Source organism: Kribbella sp. NBC_01510, from assembly GCF_045040325.1.
Taxonomy (GTDB): Bacteria; Actinomycetota; Actinomycetes; order Propionibacteriales; family Kribbellaceae; genus Kribbella.
This window is the reverse complement of the sequence record NZ_CP109418.1, coordinates 3,360,055-3,375,570: the sequence shown is the minus strand read 5'-3', so window position 1 is coordinate 3,375,570 and position 15,516 is coordinate 3,360,055. Positions and strand designations below refer to the sequence as shown.

Sequence of the window (15,516 nt, the reverse complement as noted above, 5' to 3'; positions counted from 1 at the left end):
GGGAAACTTCTGGTCGGCTGACGCAAGTTTGTTTCCCCGCATCAGCGGATCCAAGCGGTCGCGTCGCTCGGCAGCCGGCCGTCGTCGAGGGGGGTGCTGGTCAGCAGCACCTCTTCGTGCGGCGGCAGGTCGACAGGCTCGGCGCTCAAGTTGGTCACGCAGGCCAGGTTCTCGCGCCGGAACGTGAGTACACGGGGTGGTGAGTCCACCCAGGTGAGGGTGCCGTCGCCCAGGTAGGCGCGGCGGAGCTTCAGGCCGGTGCGGTAGAGGGTGAGCATCGAGTTCTGGTCGTCGTGCTGGGACTCGACGGTGAGGTTCTTCCAGTCGGCGGGTTGCGGGAGCCAGGTCGAGCCGGCGCCGAAGCCGAACGGCGGCTCCTTGCCGGACCACGGTAGGGGGACGCGGCAACCATCCCGGCCGCGGTCGGTGCCGCCCGAGCGGGTGAAGATGGGGTCCTGGAGGAGCTCGTCGGGCAGGTTCTCGACTTCCGGAAGGCCGAGCTCTTCACCCTGGTAGACGTACAAGCCGCCTGGGAGGGCCATGGCGAGCAGGGCTGCCGCCCGGGCCCGGCGTTCGCCGAGGACGAGGTCCGTGCGCATGCCGTGCTTGCGGTCCTGGTGCGAGAACGACGTGTCCGGGCGCCCGTACTTCGTCACCGGCCGGGTGACGTCGTGGTTGGACAGCACCCAGGTCGGCGGCGCGCCGATCGGGACGTGGGTCGACAGCGTGAGATCGATGGACGCCTTCAGCTCGCCGGCCTCCCACGGGCGGGACAGGAAGTCGAAGTTGAACGCCGTGTGCATCTCGTCCGGCCGCAGGTACAGCGCGAACCGCTCCTGGTCCGGCATCCACATCTCGCCGACCAGGAACCGGGCGTCGTACGAGTCGGTGATCTGCCGCCAGCCGCGGTAGACGTCGTGCGCCTCGTCGTGGTCGGTGTACGACTCCTCGACGCTGTCCAGATCCTTGAACAGTACGGCGGCACTGTCGATCCGGATCCCGTCGACGCCACGATCCAGCCAGAACCTGAGGATGTCGTGGAACTCCTCGACCACCTCGGGGTTGCGCCAGTTGAAGTCCGGCTGCTCGGGGGCGAACAGGTGCAGGTACCACTCGCCGTCCTCGACCTGGGTCCAGGCGGGGCCGTTGAAGATCGACTGCCAGTCGTTCGGCGGCCGGTCACCGTGACCTGGCCGGAAGATGAACCGCTCCCGCTCGGGTGAGCCCGGGCCGCCTCGTAGCGCCTCGACGAACCAGGCCTGCTGGCCGGAGCCGTGGTTGGGCACGATGTCGATGATTGTGCGGATGTTCAGTGCGTGCGCCTCCGCGATGTACGCCTCGGCCTCGGCCAGCGTGCCGAAGGCCGGGTCGATCGCGCGGTAGTCGGCGACGTCGTACCCGCCGTCGGCCATCGGGGACGGGTACCACGGGTTCAGCCAGATCGCGTCCACGCCGAGCTCGGCCAGGTACGGCAACCGCCGGCGCAGCCCGGCCAGATCGCCGATCCCGTCCCCGTTCCCGTCCGCGAAACTCCGCAGATAGACCTGGTAGATCGCAGCTCCACGCCACCATTCGTCGGCCATCGAATCTCCTTAACCTTTCAGGCTTCCGGCGGTGAGCCCGGCCATGATGCTCCGCTGGAAGATGAAGAACACGAGGATGGTTGGAAGGCTGGCGATCACCAGCGAGGCGATCAGCACGTTCTGCGGCATCTGCGCGGACAGCGACGCGATGCCGACACTGATCGACATCTTGTCGGTCTCCGGCAGCACCAGCAGCGGCCAGACGAAGTCCTTCCACACCGTCACCACGGACAGGATCGACACCACCCCGAGGATCGGCCGCGACACCGGCAGCACGATCGACCAGAGGATCCGCAGCGGCGACGCGCCGTCGATCTCCGCGGCCTCCAGCAGCTCGCGCGGGATCGAGTCGAAGAACCGCTTGAGCAGGAAGACGAAGAACCCGTTCGCTGCCGCCGGCAACCAGATCGCCCAGGGTGTGTTCAGCAGGCTGGCGTGGAAGATCGGCAGGTCCTTCGCGACGAGGTACGTCGGCAGCAGCAGGACCATCGGCGGGATCATCAGGGTCGCCAGCATCGCGCCCAGGATCAGCTTGCCGAAGAACGGGCGGAGCTTCGACAACGCGTACGCCGCGGTCACGTCCACCGCGAGCGTGAACAGCCACGCGCCACCGGCGTACAAGGCGGTGTTCTTCAGGAAGATCCCGAGCTGGAGTTGGTCCCAGGCGTCCTTGTAGACACCGAAGTCGACATGCTTCGGGAAGAAGCTCGGCGGGATCTGGGCGATCTCGTCCGGTGACTTCATTGCGCCGGTCACCATCCAGTACAGCGGGAAGACGAAGGCGCCGGTGAATCCGATCACGACGACGACCAGCGTGGTCCAGTAGATCACTCGTCCTCTCGGAGTCCGGAGTGAGAGGGGCGACACCAGAGTCCTCATCGGGCGTCCTCCTCGCGCGAGACCCGCAGGTAGACGGTGGAGAACACCAGCAGCACGATCATCAGCATCAGGCCGAGGGCGCTGCCGCCGCCGAAGTCGCCGAAGTTGAAGGCGTACTGGTACATCAGGTAGGCGACGGTGACGGTCGCGTTCTCCGGGCCGCCGCCGGTCAGCAGGTACGGCTCGATGAACACCTGCATGGTCGCGACGATCTGCAGGAGCAGCATCACCAGCAGGATCAGCTTGGTCTGCGGGACCGTCACGTGCCAGACGCGCCGGAACAGGCCGGCGCCGTCGAGCTCGGCCGACTCGTAGAGATCGCCGGGGATGCTCTGCAGCGCCGCCAGGTAGATCAGCGTGCCGGTGCCGAGGTTCATCCAGGTCGACACGAGCACGAGGCTGACGAGCGCCGTACTCGTGGAGTCCAGCCAGCTCAGCGGCGGGAGGTGGAAGACGTCGAGCACCTGGTTGAACAGGCCGTTGCCGGGGTCGTAGAACCACTTGAACAGCAGTACGGCGACCGCCGGCGGGAGCATCACCGGCAGGTAGACGACGAACCTCAGGTACGCCTTCGCGTGCCTGAGCTCGTTGAGTACGACGGCCAGCACGAAGGGGACCGCATACCCGATGACCAGCGCGAGCGCGCTGAACGCGGCCGTGTTCAGCCACGCCGACCGGAACGCCGGATCCTCGATCACCGTCCTGAAGTTGTCGAACCCGACCCACACCCCCGGATCCACGAAGTTGTTCTGCTGAAGACTCAGAACCACCTCTCGGATCATCGGATACCAGGAAAACAAGGCAAAACAGATCAGTGCACCACAGAGAAACCCGTACGCAGTGAGGTTGCGCCCAACCGCCCGGCGGAGAGCGCCGTGGTCGTCCGGTGATCGCGGGTCCGTCGCCCCCACTGCGTGGGGACGACGGACCTGCTGCTCGGTAACAGCCATCAGGTGTTCTTGGCCAGGATCTTGTTGGCCTTGCTCTCCGAGTCGGACAGCAGCTTGTCGATGTCGGCGTCCTTGCGGGTCAGCACCGCGGACATCGCCACGTCGAGGACGGCGTACAGCTCCTGCGCCTTCGGCGGTTCGAGCTTGTTGGTGATGTTCGGCTGCGCGGCGACGTACGGCGCGAAGTGGTCGACCGGAACAGTCGCGTACTGCTTGCGCAGGTCAACGATCTGCTTGCCCGGCGCGGAATCGCCGTACAGATCCGGGATCGGCAGTCCGACCGGACGGCCCTGCTCCTTGGACCGCGCGTAGTTGAACTGGCCCTGACCCGGCGTCAGCTCGTGGAACTGCAGCCAGAGCAGACCGGCCTTGATCTTCTCCGGCGTCGCCTTCGGGTTGAACATGTAGCCGTCGCCACCGCTCAGCGACGCCTTGCCGTCGGACTCCGGTACGGCGGTGACGCCGTAGTCGTCGAACTTGCCCTGGAAGTCGTTGTTCACCGACTGCACGACGTCCGGCGCGCCGATCATCATGCCGAGCTTGCCGGAACCCATCATCCGCATCAGGTCCTCCCACTGGAGGAGCTGCTTGCTGCCCATCGAGTTGTCGTCCCAGCGCATCTTCTTCAGGTTCTCCAGCACCGCCTTGCCTTCGGCGCTGTTGAACGCGGCGGTCTTGCCGTCGTCGCTGACCATCGAGCCGCCGCGGGCGTAGAGCGAGGCGGCGAAGTGCCAGCCACCGGTGTTACCGGCCGAGTACTCGCCATAGCCGACGTACCCGGGGCCGAGTGCGGCGATCTTCTTCGCGTCCTCCTGCACCTCGGACCAGGTCGTCGGTGGGCTGTCCGGGTTCAGGCCGGCCTGGGTGAACAGCTTGCGGTTGTAGACCAGGCCCATGTTGTAGTTGTTGCGCGGCAGGCCGTAGGTCTTGTCGCCGTCCTTGAACACGCCCATCACGTCGGGACGCAGGTCCTTGACCGCGCCGACGCTGCCGACGTACTGGCTGATGTCCGCGGCCTGCTTGGCTTTGATGATCTTCTGGACGTCGGTGTAGTAGACGTAGAAGACATCCTCCTGGGTGCCGCCGGCCAGCTTCGCCTGGAACGTGTCCGGGTTGATGCAGGGGAACGCGTCCTTGCTCTGGATGGTGATGTTCGGGTGCTGCTTCTGGAAGGCCGCCACATCCGCGTCCCAGGCCGTGCGTTCCTTCGGATTGCTCTTCGGCGGCTGGCAGCCGACCGTGATCGTCACCGGCCCGTCCGCCGATCCCTCGGCGGCCGGCTTCTTCGCCTCCCCCGATCCGCAGGACGCGGCCACCAGCCCGAGTCCCACCACCAACACCAGGCTGAGCCCGCGGCGCGTTGTCCTCATCGATCCACCCTCTCCCTCGATCTTGCGGACACCGTAGGCAACTCGACACCGTCGCGCAATACTTCGATTTGAGATTGCAAAATCATGACTTCAGATGGGAAGGTGTCTCGTACGCACGGCACATAACAGCAAACCGCCGACCGGCAGACCGGTCGGCGGCTGGGGATCGAAGGTGGGTAGTGCGCAGGCGGCGGGACACGCCGTGGCGCTCAGCCGGCGGGACCGGCGTACGGGTGGGTGACCGCTCCGGGCGGCCCGGCGTACTGGGGCTCGTGCTGGCCGACTCTCGGGGGATGGGACACCGTGTGGAGCGTTGGGACAGGAAATAACCTGTTCCACCCGCCCAGTTCCTATCCCAGTCCCGACTCTCTGCACAGCCCATCCACTGAAGCCACCGTGCAGATTCGCCGGCTGCAGCAGTCGAGTGAAGGGACTGTGATGTGGGCAATCGATTGCCGGCGGCACAGCGCTTTCAGTCGATCAGGTGACCTTGGCGAGGGGAACCTTTGTACTGGCGGAGTGCCTGGTCAGGATGCTAGATGCGGGCGCGGGCGGTGGAGGCCCGGACCACCAGCTCGGGCTCGAAGAGCAGTTCGTCGGCGGGTACGGCGGCCCGCTCGATCAGCGCGACCAGCATGTCGACCGCGGCCCGGCCCATCGCATCGATCGGCTGGCGGACGGTGGTCAGGGGCGGGTCGGTGCAGTTCATCATCGCGGAGTCGTCGTACCCGATCACCGAGACCTCGTCGGGGACGGAGAGGCCGGCCCGGCGAACCGCGCGGATCGCGCCGAGGGCGAGGATGTCACTGGCACAGACGATGCCGGTGACGCCGTTGTTGACCAGCCGGGTGGCGGCCGCGTGCCCACCCTCGAGCGAGAACATCGTGTGCTCGACCAGGTCCGGGTCCGCCTCCTCCGAGGCGAGGAACGCGTCCAGCTTCCGCCGCGACGGGATGTGGTCGCGGGGCCCGAGCACCATCCCGATCCGGCGGTGACCGAGCGCGCGCAGGTGCCCGATCGCCATCTCCGCGGCGACGACGTCGTCCGACGACACCTGCGGGAAGCCGAGGTGGTCGACGGCCGCGTTGACCAGCACGGTCGGCAGCTTGCGCTCCTGGATCAGCTCGTAGTGCTGATGCGGCGCGTCGGCCTGCGCGTAGAACCCGCCGGCGAAGACGACCCCGGACACCTGCTGCTGCAGGAGCAGATCCACGTAGTCGGCCTCGGACACCCCGCCGAGCGTCCGGGTGCAGAGCAAGGAGGTGAAACCTTGCTGTGCGAGCGCGCCACCGACGACCTCGGCGAACGCGGGGAAGATCGGGTTCTGCAACTCCGGCAGCACCAACCCGACCAGCCTCGCGCGATCACCGCGCAGCTGCGTGGGACGCTCGTACCCCAGTACGTCCAGCGCGGTGAGCACCGCTTCCCGGGTCGCCTCGGACACTCCGGGCTTCCCGTTCAGGACCCGGCTCACGGTGGCTTCGCTGACGCCGACCTTCTTGGCCACCTCTGCAAGTCGTCGTGTCATGACGCAAACTCTACGCCACATCACGCAAATTCTTGCAACGACTTACGCACCTCGCTGAAGCCTCAGGATTCCTGACAGACTGGGGGTCGTGCCCCGATTCGTCGCCACTCGCCCGGACACCGGTCTGCTGTCGCTCCCGTGGGATGTGCCGCTGGAGGACTGGCCCGAGGACAAACTGGTCGCGCTGCCGCGCGGTATCTCGCGGCATGTGGTCCGGTTCGTCCGGGTCAACGGCACCGTGTACGCAATCAAGGAGGTGCTCGAGCATCTCGCGATGCACGAGTACCGGCTGCTGCGTGACTTGGAGCGACTGGAGGCGCCGTCGGTTGAACCGGTCGGCGTGATCACCGACCGGCTGGACCGCGACGGCGAGCCGATCGACTCGATCCTGATCACCCGGCACCTGCAGTTCTCGCTGCCCTACCGCGCGCTGTTCTCCAGCACGCTGCGGCCGGACACCGTCAACCGGCTGATCGACGCCCTGGTCGCGCTGATCGTGCGGCTGCATCTGCTCGGGTTCTTCTGGGGTGACTGCTCGCTGTCCAACACGTTGTTCCGCCGGGACGCCGGCGCGTTCGCGGCGTACCTGGTGGATGCCGAGACCGGCGAGCTGCACCAGGACATCTCCGACGGGCAGCGCGCGCACGATCTGTACACCGCCGAGATCAACCTGTTCGGCGAGTTCCTCGACCTGCAGGAGGGCGGCCTGCTCGACCCGGACATCGATCCGCAGGAGACGGTCCAGTCGATCAACGACCGGTACGACGCGCTGTGGGCCGAGCTGACCGCACCCGAGGAGTTCGCCACCGACGAGATCCACCGGCTGGACTCGCGGATCCGGCGGCTGAACGACCTCGGCTTCGATGTCGCCGAGATCGACATCATCACCGACTGGGACGGCAGCCAGGTCCGGATCCAGCCGAAGGTCGTGGACGCCGGCCACCACTCGCGCCGGCTGCTCCGGCTGACAGGACTGGACGTCGAGGAGAACCAGGCCCGCCGGCTGCTGAACGACCTGGACTCCTACGCCGCCTCGACCGACCAGCAGAACGAGGACGAGGAGATCGTCGCGCACGAGTGGCTGACCGAGGTCTTCGAACCGGTCGTCCGCCTGGTCCCGCGCGACCTGAAGCGCAAGCTCGAGCCCGCCGAGGTCTTCCACGAGGTGCTCGAACACCGCTGGTTCCTGTCCGAGCAGGCCGGCCACGAGATCGACACGATGGAGGCGGCGCGGTCCTACGTGGACGACGTACTGAGCGCCAAGCCGGACGAGAAGCTCGCGCTGCCGACCCCGGCCATCCCCGAGGCCGACTGAGGTTTGCAACGTCCGGCCGCCCGCCAGCGTGGATAAGGGTGGGAGGTGCCGGATGGAAACGCCCGACTTCGACGAGTGGGTGGCGCAACGGGGTGCCGCGCTGTTGCGGTTCGCGTACCTGCTCACGCGCGACCACGCTCGCGCCGAGGAAGCCGTCCAGGACGCGCTGATCGCCGCGTACTCGCGGTGGACCCGGATCTGTCGTGGTCAGGACCCCGAGGCCTACGTCCGCCGGTCGATCGTGAACGCCGACATCTCCCGGTGGCGCAGGTTCCTCCGTCGGGAGACGCCGACCCCGGACCCGGCGCCGGAGTCCGCCGGCACGGACCTTGCGGACGCACAGGCGGAGCACGACGCGGTCTGGGCTCTGTGTGCGACCTTGCCGACCAAGCAACGCGCTGCGGTCGTCCTGCGGTACTACGAGGACCTGCCCGACGCCGAGATCGCCGAGATCCTCGACTGCTCGCCCGCCACCATCCGCTCGCAGATCCACCGGGCGCTGGCCACTTTGCGCACCACGCTGACCACGGCCGAGGAGGCCACCTGATATGGACGCAACCGAGGACCTGGTCGCGGCGAGCCTGTCGAGGCATGCGACCGACGCACCGTCGGACGACCACCTGCTGTCCGATGTCTACCATCGCCTGCGCCGCCGCCGAACCGGCCGCACCATCGGTGCCACAATCCTGGCCTGCGCCGCGGTCGCCACCGCGATCACCGCGGCCCACTCGCTCACCGACCTCCGGACCGACCCGCCGATCGCCCGCCCCGGCGCGGCTGAGCCCGGCTGGCGCTGGGAGTCGTACAAGTTCGCGCAGGTGCAGGTCCCCGAGTCCTGGACGCAGTACATCTCCGGCGCGGCACCCTGTACGACGTTCTCGTCGTCGAGCCAGCCGGTGATCGGACGGTTCAACGACTGGCTCGGGAAGTCGGGCCACACGTGTGAGGACGCCGTACTCCCGCTGGATCGGCGGGTGCCGTACCTGTGGTTCAACGACGTCCAGGCGCCCGGGATCAAGCAGTACGACGGGGGCTGGACCGAGGAGACACGTTATGTCGGCGGCACGAAGGTCAGCGTGCTGACCAACGACGACGCACTCCGCCGGCGCATCCTCGACACCGCCCGCCCGATCACCGGCACCGACGACTACGGCTGCACACCTGCGGACTTCCGGCCACCCGGCACCAGTACGAGCGATCCGGTCACGTCAGCCGGTATCTGCGAGTACTGGAAGGGCTCCCTGGTCGCCGGATCGAGCGTCCCCGCAGAACAGGCTGCCGAACTCGCCGGCCTCCTGCGCGCCGCGCCCGAGGGCCGGCCACCGGAGTCTCCACCCGGCTGCCAGGACCCGTCTCCCCGCACCTACGTGGTCATCCTCCACACCCGGTCCGCTTCGTGGCCGGTCCGCGTCACCTACTCAAGCTGCAACCTCGCCCGCCAGTTCCCGGCCGACGACGGCACGACCCGACGCCTGATCGGCTACCCGGCCCTGGACCTCATCCGCACCGGCGTCCACAACCCCAACCAGCCCAGCGACCTCTTCGATCCGGCCCGCCCGCTCACCCCATCACCCCGCTGACGGTCGAAGTGGGTCAGCGGGGTGGCATGCGGAGGGCGCCGTCCAGGCGGATGACTTCGCCGTTGAGGAGTTGGTTGTCGAGGATGTGGGCGACCAGCGCGGCGTACTCGGAGGGGTGGCCCAGCCGGGACGGGTGCGGGACCTGCTGCTCGAGGATGGTGCGGGTTTCTTCGGGGAGGCCGGCCAGCATCGGCGTCTCCATGGTGCCGGGGGCGATGGTGACGACGCGGATGCCCTTGTCGGCGAGATCCCTGGCGGCGGTGAGGGTGAGACCGACGATGCCGCCCTTGCTGGCCGCGTACGCCGCCTGGCCGACCTGACCGTCGTACGCCGCGATCGACGCGGTCATCACCACCACACCGCGATCACCGTCCTCGCCGGACTCCTGGGCGATCATCCGCTCGGCGGCCAGTCGGAGCACGTTGAAGGTGCCGACCAGGTTCACCTCGACGACCTGCCGAAACGTTGCCAGCGGCAACGGACCCTTCCGGCCGACGACCCGCCCCGGCGTCGCGATCCCGGCGCAGGTGACGACCACCCGCAGCGTCCCCAGCGCGGCGGCCGCGTCCAGGGCAGCGGTCACAGCGGTCTCGTCGGTGACGTCGGCCGGGGCGAACACGACCCGGTCGCCCAGCTCGTCCGCGACGGCCTTGCCCGCCGAGGACGGCAGGTCGACGATCACGACCCCCAGTCCGTCGGCGGCGAGCCGGCGGACCGTCGCCTCTCCGAGCCCGGAACCACCACCGGTGACCAGCGCGACGTCGGCCGGGCCAAATTTCATCAAACGCTCCTCAGCAGGTCGCGGCTGATCACCAGCCGCTGGATCTGGTTGGTTCCTTCGAAGATCTGGGTCACCTTGGCCTCACGCATGTACCGCTCGGCCGGGAACTCGCGGGTGTAACCGTACCCACCGAGCACCTGCACCGCGTCCGTGGTGACCTTCATCGCCGCGTCCGTGCAGATCAGCTTGGCGATCGCCGCCTGCTGCGTGAACGGCCGGCCGAGGTCGCGCCGCCGAGCGGCCTGCAGGTACGTCGACCGGGCGGACTCGACCGCGGCCGCCATGTCGGCGAGCAGGAACTGGATCCCCTGGAAATCCGCTATCGGCTGCCCGAACTGCTGCCGCTCCTTCGCATACGCCGCGGCCACGTCGAGCGCGGCCTGGGCCAGGCCTGTCGCGCACGCGGCGATCCCGAGCCGGCCGGAGTCCAGCGCGGACAGCGCGATCCGCATGCCGTCACCCTCGGCGCCGATCAGGTTCGCGGCCGGGATGCGGACGCCGTCGTAGTTCACCAGCGTGGTGGTCGACCCGGTCAGGCCCATCTTGCGCTCGGGCGCGCCGAAGCTGAGCCCCGCGGCCGATGCCGGCACGTGGAACGCGGAGATCCCGCGCTTCGGGTCGTCCGAGGTCCGGGCGAAGGTGGTGTAGAAGTCGGCGTGCGAGCCGTGGCTGATCCAGGCCTTCGTCCCGTTCAGGACGTACTGGTCGTCATCGCGGACGGCGCGAGTGGTCATCGCGCTGATGTCGGACCCGGCCTGCGGCTCGGACAGCGCGTAGGCGCCGAGCAGGTCGCCGCCGACCATGTCGGGCAGCAGGCGGGCCCGCTGCTCCTCGGTGCCGAACGTCGCCATGGCGTAGCTGGTCATGGTGTGGACGGAGACCCCGACGCCGACCGACATCCAGGCGGCGGCGATCTCCTCCAGCATCTGCAGGTACACCTCGTACGGCTGCTCGGCGCCGCCGTACTGCTCCGGATAGGGCAGGCTGAGCAGGCCGGCCTTGCCGAGCGTGCGGAACGCATCCCGCGGAAAGGTCTCGCTCTCCTCGGCCCGGGCCGCGTGCGGCGCGAGCTCGTGCTCGCACAGGTCACGGACCAGGCCGAGCAGATCAACGGATTCATCGGTCGGCAGGAGACGATCGACAGCCATCAGGCACCCCTCTCAACGGCTGACGAAATGATACTCGCAATGATACTGAAGCACATAATTCCGTATCGTTCTATGCTGTCTCGATATGACAACAGTCGTTCCGGGGCGCCGTACCCGCCGGCAGTCCGAGCTGCTCGACCGGCTCTTGGTCCTGTTCCTCGAACAAGGCTTCAGCCGGTTCACCCTGGACGACCTGGCCGCCGAGCTGCGCTGCAGCAAGACGACCCTCTACGCGCTCGCGCCGAGCAAGGAACAGCTCGCCGTCGAGGTGGTGAAGCACTACTTCAAGAATGCCACCGCGCAGGTGGAGTCCGCGGTGGCCCGGCAGACCCGGCACGACCGGCGGATCGCGGCGTACCTGAACGCGGTCGCGGACGCGCTCCGGCCGGCCAGCAGGACCTTCCTGGACGACGTGGCCACGTTCGCGCCGGCCCGGTCGGTGTACGAGCGGAACACCCGGATCGCGGCCGAGCGGGTGCGGTCGCTGATCGAGGACGGGATCAACAACAAGATGTTCCGGCAGGTCGACATCGCGTTCGCGGCCGAGATGATCGCGCACACCATGCAGGCGATCCAGCGCGGTGACATCGCCCGCCGTACCGGCCTGAACGACGCCGAGGCCTACCGCGAGCTCGCCTCCTTCGTGCTCCATTCGCTCCGCATGGACTGAGCCTGCGGACGCCTAGACTCCAGCACCGGACATCCGATGTCCTGAAGACGCCGCTCCGCTCATCAGAGCCGCACGCCCCGGAAGGCTGATGGCCATGAAATCGTCCACTCTTCGACGCACCGCGGCGGTGCTCGCCGCCACCGCGCTGACCCTTGTCGCCACGATGCCTGCCAAGGCCGATCCGGTGAAGCCGCCCCGGCTGTCCGCCGCCGCGATCACCTCGGCCCTGAACGAGCAGGTGAACACGCCGGGCACCGCCTGGATGACCAAGCCGGACGGCACCGTCGTCGTCTCCTACGACACCACCGTCACCGACAGCAAGCTCACCGCACTGACCAGCGTGACCAAGCGGCTCGGTCAGGGCATCACGATGGAGAAGCTGCCCGGCAAGCTGACCAAGTACATCAGCGGCGGCATGGCGACGTACGGCGGCGACGTCAGGTGCTCGGTCGGCTTCAACGTGCAGCGGCGTGGGAAGTACTACTTCCTCACCGCCGGTCACTGCGGCAACGAGGCCGCCCGGTGGTACCAGGACGCCAACCACCAGGTCTTCACCGGCGCGGTGCACGCCTCCAGCTACCCGTGGAACGACTACTCGCTGATCGTCTACCGCACTGACATCAAGATGAAGCCGCCGGGCGGCAGTGTGTACCTCTACAACGGGCACTCGCAGGACATCACGACGGCGATGAACCCGGGCATCGGGCAGTACGTGTACCGCAGCGGCTCCACCAGCGGTCTGCACAGCGGCCGCGTTACCGGGCTGAATGCGACGGTCAACTACGGCGACGGCCGGGTGGCCGGACTGATCCGCACCAGCGTCTGCGCGGAGCCGGGCGACTCCGGCGGTCCGCTGTTCTACCGGCAGTGGGCGTTCGGCCTGACCTCGGGCGGCTCCGGCGACTGCACCTCGGGCGGTGTCACCTACTTCCAGCCGGTAGTCGAGGCCCTCAACGTGTACGGCGTCTCCATCTATTGAGCGCAGGATTCCCCTACGCTCCGAACTCAGCTGAATACTCAGGGAGAGAACGGGGTACGAGTGGTCACGGTTTAAGTCAAGGACGCACCCGCCCCGAGCGCGTCCTCATCGTGAGGAGGCTGAAACCGTGACATTTTCGCCTATCCGCCGCACCACCGCGATCCTGGCCGCCGCCGGGCTCGCTGCCGCCGGACTGCTGGCCACCCAGGCCTCGGCCGCGACGATCAACCCGTCAACACTGTCCGCATCCGCGATCACCGCGACGTTGAGCAAGGACGCGTCGATCCCAGGCACCGCCTGGCAAACGAACCCGGACGGCCGGATCATCGTGTCGTACGACGACACGGTCACCGGCGCCAAGATGTCGGCGCTGACCGGTGTCACCAAGCAGTTCGGCAACCGGGTCACGCTGGAGAAGATCCCCGGCAAACTGACGAAGTACATCGCCGGCGGTGACGCCATCTACGGCGGGCAGTACCGCTGCTCGCTCGGCTTCAACGTCCGCAGTGGCAGCACGTACTACTTCCTGACCGCGGGCCACTGCGGCAACATCGCGTCCAGTTGGTACGCGAACTCGAGCAAGACCACGCTGCTCGGGACGACCTTCGGGTCGAGCTTCCCGGGGAACGACTACGCGATCGTGAAGTACAGCACGTCGTACACGAACCACCCCGGCACGGTGGACCTGTACAACGGCTCCTCGCAGGACATCACGTCCGCCGGCAACGCGTCTGTCGGCCAGGCGGTCAAGCGCAGCGGTAGCACCACCGGTGTGCACAGCGGTTCGGTCACGGCCACCAACGCCACGGTGAACTACGCCGAGGGCACGGTCACCGGTCTGATCCGCACCAACGTCTGCGCCGAGGGTGGCGATTCCGGCGGCGCCCTGTTCGCGGGCTCCGTCGCCCTCGGTCTGACCTCCGGTGGCTCCGGCAACTGCTCCTCCGGCGGTACGACGTACTTCCAGCCCGTCACCGAAGCGCTCTCGCGCTACGGCGTCAGCGTCTACTGACGCACTCGTGGACTACAGGCCCGGGATCTCGTCCCGGGCCTGTAGTGCTTCACGCGGGCGCAAGTACAGGAAACCCGAGCTCCTCCGCCGCGATGGTCAGTTCCTTGTCGTAGGTCACGAACTCCGACAGGTCCGCGCGGAACGGATCGGCACTGGCGAGATGGATTGCGTCCAGCGAGCCGAGTCTCGGGGTCTGGGATGCCATCGCCCGGCCTAGCACCGTCGAGGTGAGATCGACCAGGTAGACACCCCGCACTGCTTGCCCCGCGAAGTACGGGACTTGCTGATGGTCGACGCCGGCCCGCAACAGTGTGCGAGTGATTTCGAGCCTTGCCAGTTCACTCGTCACCAGTTCGGTCTCCGTCGGCAGCGACTCGCGCCACGCACGCAGAGCTGCCGACTCGGCTTCCGGCTTGATGAACTTGAGCAGCGCGCAGGCGTCCAGGTAGATCACCTGTTCCGCTCCTTGTCGCGATCAGCGATGAGCAGGTCAGACAGGCTCCCGACCTCTGGCGCCAACTCCAGCACGAGATCCGGCATCCCCAGCTCGGCCGGCGGTGTCACCTCGCCGGAGTCGATCATGTGCTGCAAGGCTCCTGGCCGTTCGTCCACCGGGACGAGACGTAGGACCGGCCGGCCCCGGTCGGTCACCACGATCGTCTCCCCGGCGCGCACCCGGGCCACCGCCTTCGACGGGTTCTGGTTCAGCTCGCGCAGCCCTATGGTCTCCATACTCATCAATGTACCTACATCATGTAGTTACATCAAGCGCGGCGGCGGGAGATTTCGTAGAGGGTGACGCCGGTGGCGATGCCGGCGTTGAGGGACTCCGTCGCGGTGGTCATGGGGATGGAGACGATGAGGTCGCAGTTCTCCCGGACCAGGCGGGCCAGACCCTTGCCTTCGGAGCCGACGACCAGGACCAGCGGCTCGGTGGCGGCGTCGAGGTCGGGGAGCTCGACTGCGCCATCCATGTCGAGGCCGATGACCATCAGGCCGGCGTCCTTGTAGGACTTGAGGGCGCGGTTGAGGTTGGTGGCTCGGGCGACCGGGATCCGGGCCGCCGCGCCGGCCGACGTCTTCCACGCGGACGCGGACATGGACGCCGCACGACGCTCCGGCACGAGTACGCCGTGGGCACCGAAGGCGGCCGCGGACCGGGTGATCGCGCCCAGGTTGCGCGGGTCGGTCACGCCGTCGAGCGCGACGATGAGCGGCACCTCGCCGGCGTCGTACGCCCGGGTGAGCAGGTCGTCGGGATGCGCGTACTCGTACGGCGGGATCTGGATCGCGACGCCCTGGTGGGCCCCACCGGCGGTGACCCGGTCGAGCTCGGTCCGGGGCACCTCGAGCACCGAGATGCCGTGCTCGACCGCGATCAGCAACGCCTCCCGCAGCCGGGCGTCGCGTTCGGTGCCTTCGGCAACATGCAGCGCGGCGGCCGGGACGCCGGCCCGCAGCGCCTCGACCACCGGGTTGCGGCCGTAGACCCACTCGACGCCCGTGTCCATGGACTTGCGGGCCGGCCGGTTGCGGTCGCGCTCGTTGGCGCGCTCCTGGGCCTTCGCCCGCTTGTGCGCGGGGTGCTTGACCCGGTCCACCGCCTTCGGTGTCGGGCCCCTGCCCTCGAGACCGCGGCGGACCCGGCCACCGGATCCGGCCGTCGGGTTCCCCTTCGGCTTCTTCCGGATGGCGCCCTTGCGCTGGCTACTGCCTGGCAC

The 15,516-nt window shown here is 67.9% G+C and carries 16 protein-coding genes; 6 read left to right on the top strand and 10 right to left on the bottom strand.

Annotation, left to right across the window (positions count from 1 at the left end; translation table 11 throughout):
- Positions 1 to 41 precede the first annotated feature (41 nt).
- From OG558_RS16760 to OG558_RS16740, 5 genes are all read right to left on the bottom strand, one after another.
- Positions 42 to 1,583: a glycoside hydrolase family 13 protein gene (locus OG558_RS16760; protein ID WP_405071089.1), complete on the bottom strand. Its 1,542-nt coding sequence runs from the start codon at positions 1,581 to 1,583 to the stop codon at positions 42 to 44.
- A gap of 9 nt (positions 1,584 to 1,592) precedes the next feature.
- Positions 1,593 to 2,462, bottom strand: coding sequence for a carbohydrate ABC transporter permease (locus OG558_RS16755; protein WP_405071088.1), 870 nt, complete (start codon positions 2,460 to 2,462; stop codon positions 1,593 to 1,595).
- Positions 2,459 to 3,232, bottom strand: a complete 774-nt coding sequence (locus OG558_RS16750) for a carbohydrate ABC transporter permease (protein ID WP_405071087.1) — start codon at positions 3,230 to 3,232, stop codon at positions 2,459 to 2,461. The genes OG558_RS16755 and OG558_RS16750 overlap by 4 nt, the downstream gene beginning before the upstream one ends.
- 179 nt (positions 3,233 to 3,411) lie before the next feature.
- On the bottom strand, positions 3,412 to 4,782 hold the full coding sequence (locus tag OG558_RS16745; RefSeq protein ID WP_405071086.1) for an ABC transporter substrate-binding protein: 1,371 nt from the start codon (positions 4,780 to 4,782) through the stop codon (positions 3,412 to 3,414).
- 535 nt (positions 4,783 to 5,317) lie between these two features.
- Complete coding sequence (locus OG558_RS16740) at positions 5,318 to 6,310, bottom strand: LacI family DNA-binding transcriptional regulator (protein WP_328524130.1); 993 nt, start codon at positions 6,308 to 6,310, stop codon at positions 5,318 to 5,320.
- 67 nt (positions 6,311 to 6,377) lie between these two features.
- On the opposite strand from OG558_RS16740, the gene OG558_RS16735 reads away from it, so the two are divergent.
- From OG558_RS16735 to OG558_RS16725, 3 genes are read left to right on the top strand one after another with little or no spacing between them, the layout of a single operon-like run.
- Positions 6,378 to 7,625 carry a DUF4032 domain-containing protein gene (locus OG558_RS16735; RefSeq protein ID WP_329484841.1) on the top strand — a complete coding sequence of 416 codons (1,248 nt, stop codon included), beginning with the start codon at positions 6,378 to 6,380 and terminating at the stop codon, positions 7,623 to 7,625.
- Positions 7,626 to 7,677: 52 nt separating this feature from the next.
- A complete protein-coding gene (locus OG558_RS16730) occupies positions 7,678 to 8,172 on the top strand; it encodes a SigE family RNA polymerase sigma factor (protein ID WP_405071085.1) in 495 nt (164 codons plus the stop codon).
- Between the two features lies 1 nt (position 8,173).
- Complete coding sequence (locus tag OG558_RS16725; RefSeq protein WP_405071084.1) at positions 8,174 to 9,205, top strand: hypothetical protein; 1,032 nt, start codon at positions 8,174 to 8,176, stop codon at positions 9,203 to 9,205.
- A 13-nt stretch (positions 9,206 to 9,218) separates the two neighbouring features.
- Here OG558_RS16725 and OG558_RS16720 read toward each other — a convergent pair whose 3' ends face one another.
- Together OG558_RS16720 and OG558_RS16715 are read right to left on the bottom strand one after the other, a co-directional pair.
- On the bottom strand, positions 9,219 to 9,986 hold the full coding sequence (locus OG558_RS16720; protein ID WP_405071083.1) for an SDR family NAD(P)-dependent oxidoreductase: 768 nt from the start codon (positions 9,984 to 9,986) through the stop codon (positions 9,219 to 9,221).
- Complete coding sequence (locus OG558_RS16715; protein ID WP_405071082.1) at positions 9,986 to 11,134, bottom strand: acyl-CoA dehydrogenase family protein; 1,149 nt, start codon at positions 11,132 to 11,134, stop codon at positions 9,986 to 9,988. The genes OG558_RS16720 and OG558_RS16715 overlap by 1 nt, the downstream gene beginning before the upstream one ends.
- 85 nt (positions 11,135 to 11,219) lie before the next feature.
- On the opposite strand from OG558_RS16715, the gene OG558_RS16710 reads away from it, so the two are divergent.
- From OG558_RS16710 to OG558_RS16700, 3 genes are all read left to right on the top strand, one after another.
- On the top strand, positions 11,220 to 11,804 hold the full coding sequence (locus OG558_RS16710) for a TetR/AcrR family transcriptional regulator (RefSeq protein WP_329484103.1): 585 nt from the start codon (positions 11,220 to 11,222) through the stop codon (positions 11,802 to 11,804).
- Positions 11,805 to 11,898: 94 nt separating this feature from the next.
- Entirely contained in the window at positions 11,899 to 12,783 is an 885-nt protein-coding gene (locus OG558_RS16705) for a S1 family peptidase (RefSeq protein ID WP_405071081.1), read from the top strand.
- A gap of 127 nt (positions 12,784 to 12,910) precedes the next feature.
- Entirely contained in the window at positions 12,911 to 13,795 is an 885-nt protein-coding gene (locus OG558_RS16700; protein WP_328524144.1) for a S1 family peptidase, read from the top strand.
- 49 nt (positions 13,796 to 13,844) lie between these two features.
- Here OG558_RS16700 and OG558_RS16695 read toward each other — a convergent pair whose 3' ends face one another.
- From OG558_RS16695 to rlmB, 3 genes are read right to left on the bottom strand one after another with little or no spacing between them, the layout of a single operon-like run.
- Positions 13,845 to 14,249 (bottom strand): type II toxin-antitoxin system VapC family toxin, encoded by a 405-nt coding sequence (locus OG558_RS16695; protein WP_405071080.1) that lies wholly within the window; start codon positions 14,247 to 14,249, stop codon positions 13,845 to 13,847.
- On the bottom strand, positions 14,246 to 14,527 hold the full coding sequence (locus OG558_RS16690) for a type II toxin-antitoxin system prevent-host-death family antitoxin (RefSeq protein ID WP_329484099.1): 282 nt from the start codon (positions 14,525 to 14,527) through the stop codon (positions 14,246 to 14,248). The genes OG558_RS16695 and OG558_RS16690 overlap by 4 nt, the downstream gene beginning before the upstream one ends.
- Before the next feature lie 32 nt (positions 14,528 to 14,559).
- Positions 14,560 to 15,516 carry a 23S rRNA (guanosine(2251)-2'-O)-methyltransferase RlmB gene (gene rlmB / locus OG558_RS16685; RefSeq protein ID WP_405071079.1) on the bottom strand — a complete coding sequence of 319 codons (957 nt, stop codon included), beginning with the start codon at positions 15,514 to 15,516 and terminating at the stop codon, positions 14,560 to 14,562.

Excerpts from the sequence above, each read along its gene's own strand:
- OG558_RS16730 (WP_405071085.1), top strand. The coding sequence starts at position 7,678 with ATGGAAACGCCCGACTTCGACGAGTGGGTGGCGCAACGGGGTGCCGCG.
- OG558_RS16720 (WP_405071083.1), bottom strand. The coding sequence starts at position 9,986 with ATGAAATTTGGCCCGGCCGACGTCGCGCTGGTCACCGGTGGTGGTTCC.
- OG558_RS16760 (WP_405071089.1), bottom strand. The coding sequence starts at position 1,583 with ATGGCCGACGAATGGTGGCGTGGAGCTGCGATCTACCAGGTCTATCTG.
- OG558_RS16690 (WP_329484099.1), bottom strand. The coding sequence starts at position 14,527 with ATGGAGACCATAGGGCTGCGCGAGCTGAACCAGAACCCGTCGAAGGCG.
- OG558_RS16710 (WP_329484103.1), top strand. The coding sequence starts at position 11,220 with ATGACAACAGTCGTTCCGGGGCGCCGTACCCGCCGGCAGTCCGAGCTG.
- OG558_RS16705 (WP_405071081.1), top strand. The coding sequence starts at position 11,899 with ATGAAATCGTCCACTCTTCGACGCACCGCGGCGGTGCTCGCCGCCACC.
- OG558_RS16740 (WP_328524130.1), bottom strand. The coding sequence starts at position 6,310 with ATGACACGACGACTTGCAGAGGTGGCCAAGAAGGTCGGCGTCAGCGAA.
- OG558_RS16715 (WP_405071082.1), bottom strand. The coding sequence starts at position 11,134 with ATGGCTGTCGATCGTCTCCTGCCGACCGATGAATCCGTTGATCTGCTC.
- OG558_RS16755 (WP_405071088.1), bottom strand. The coding sequence starts at position 2,462 with ATGAGGACTCTGGTGTCGCCCCTCTCACTCCGGACTCCGAGAGGACGA.
- OG558_RS16745 (WP_405071086.1), bottom strand. The coding sequence starts at position 4,782 with ATGAGGACAACGCGCCGCGGGCTCAGCCTGGTGTTGGTGGTGGGACTC.
- OG558_RS16725 (WP_405071084.1), top strand. The coding sequence starts at position 8,174 with ATGGACGCAACCGAGGACCTGGTCGCGGCGAGCCTGTCGAGGCATGCG.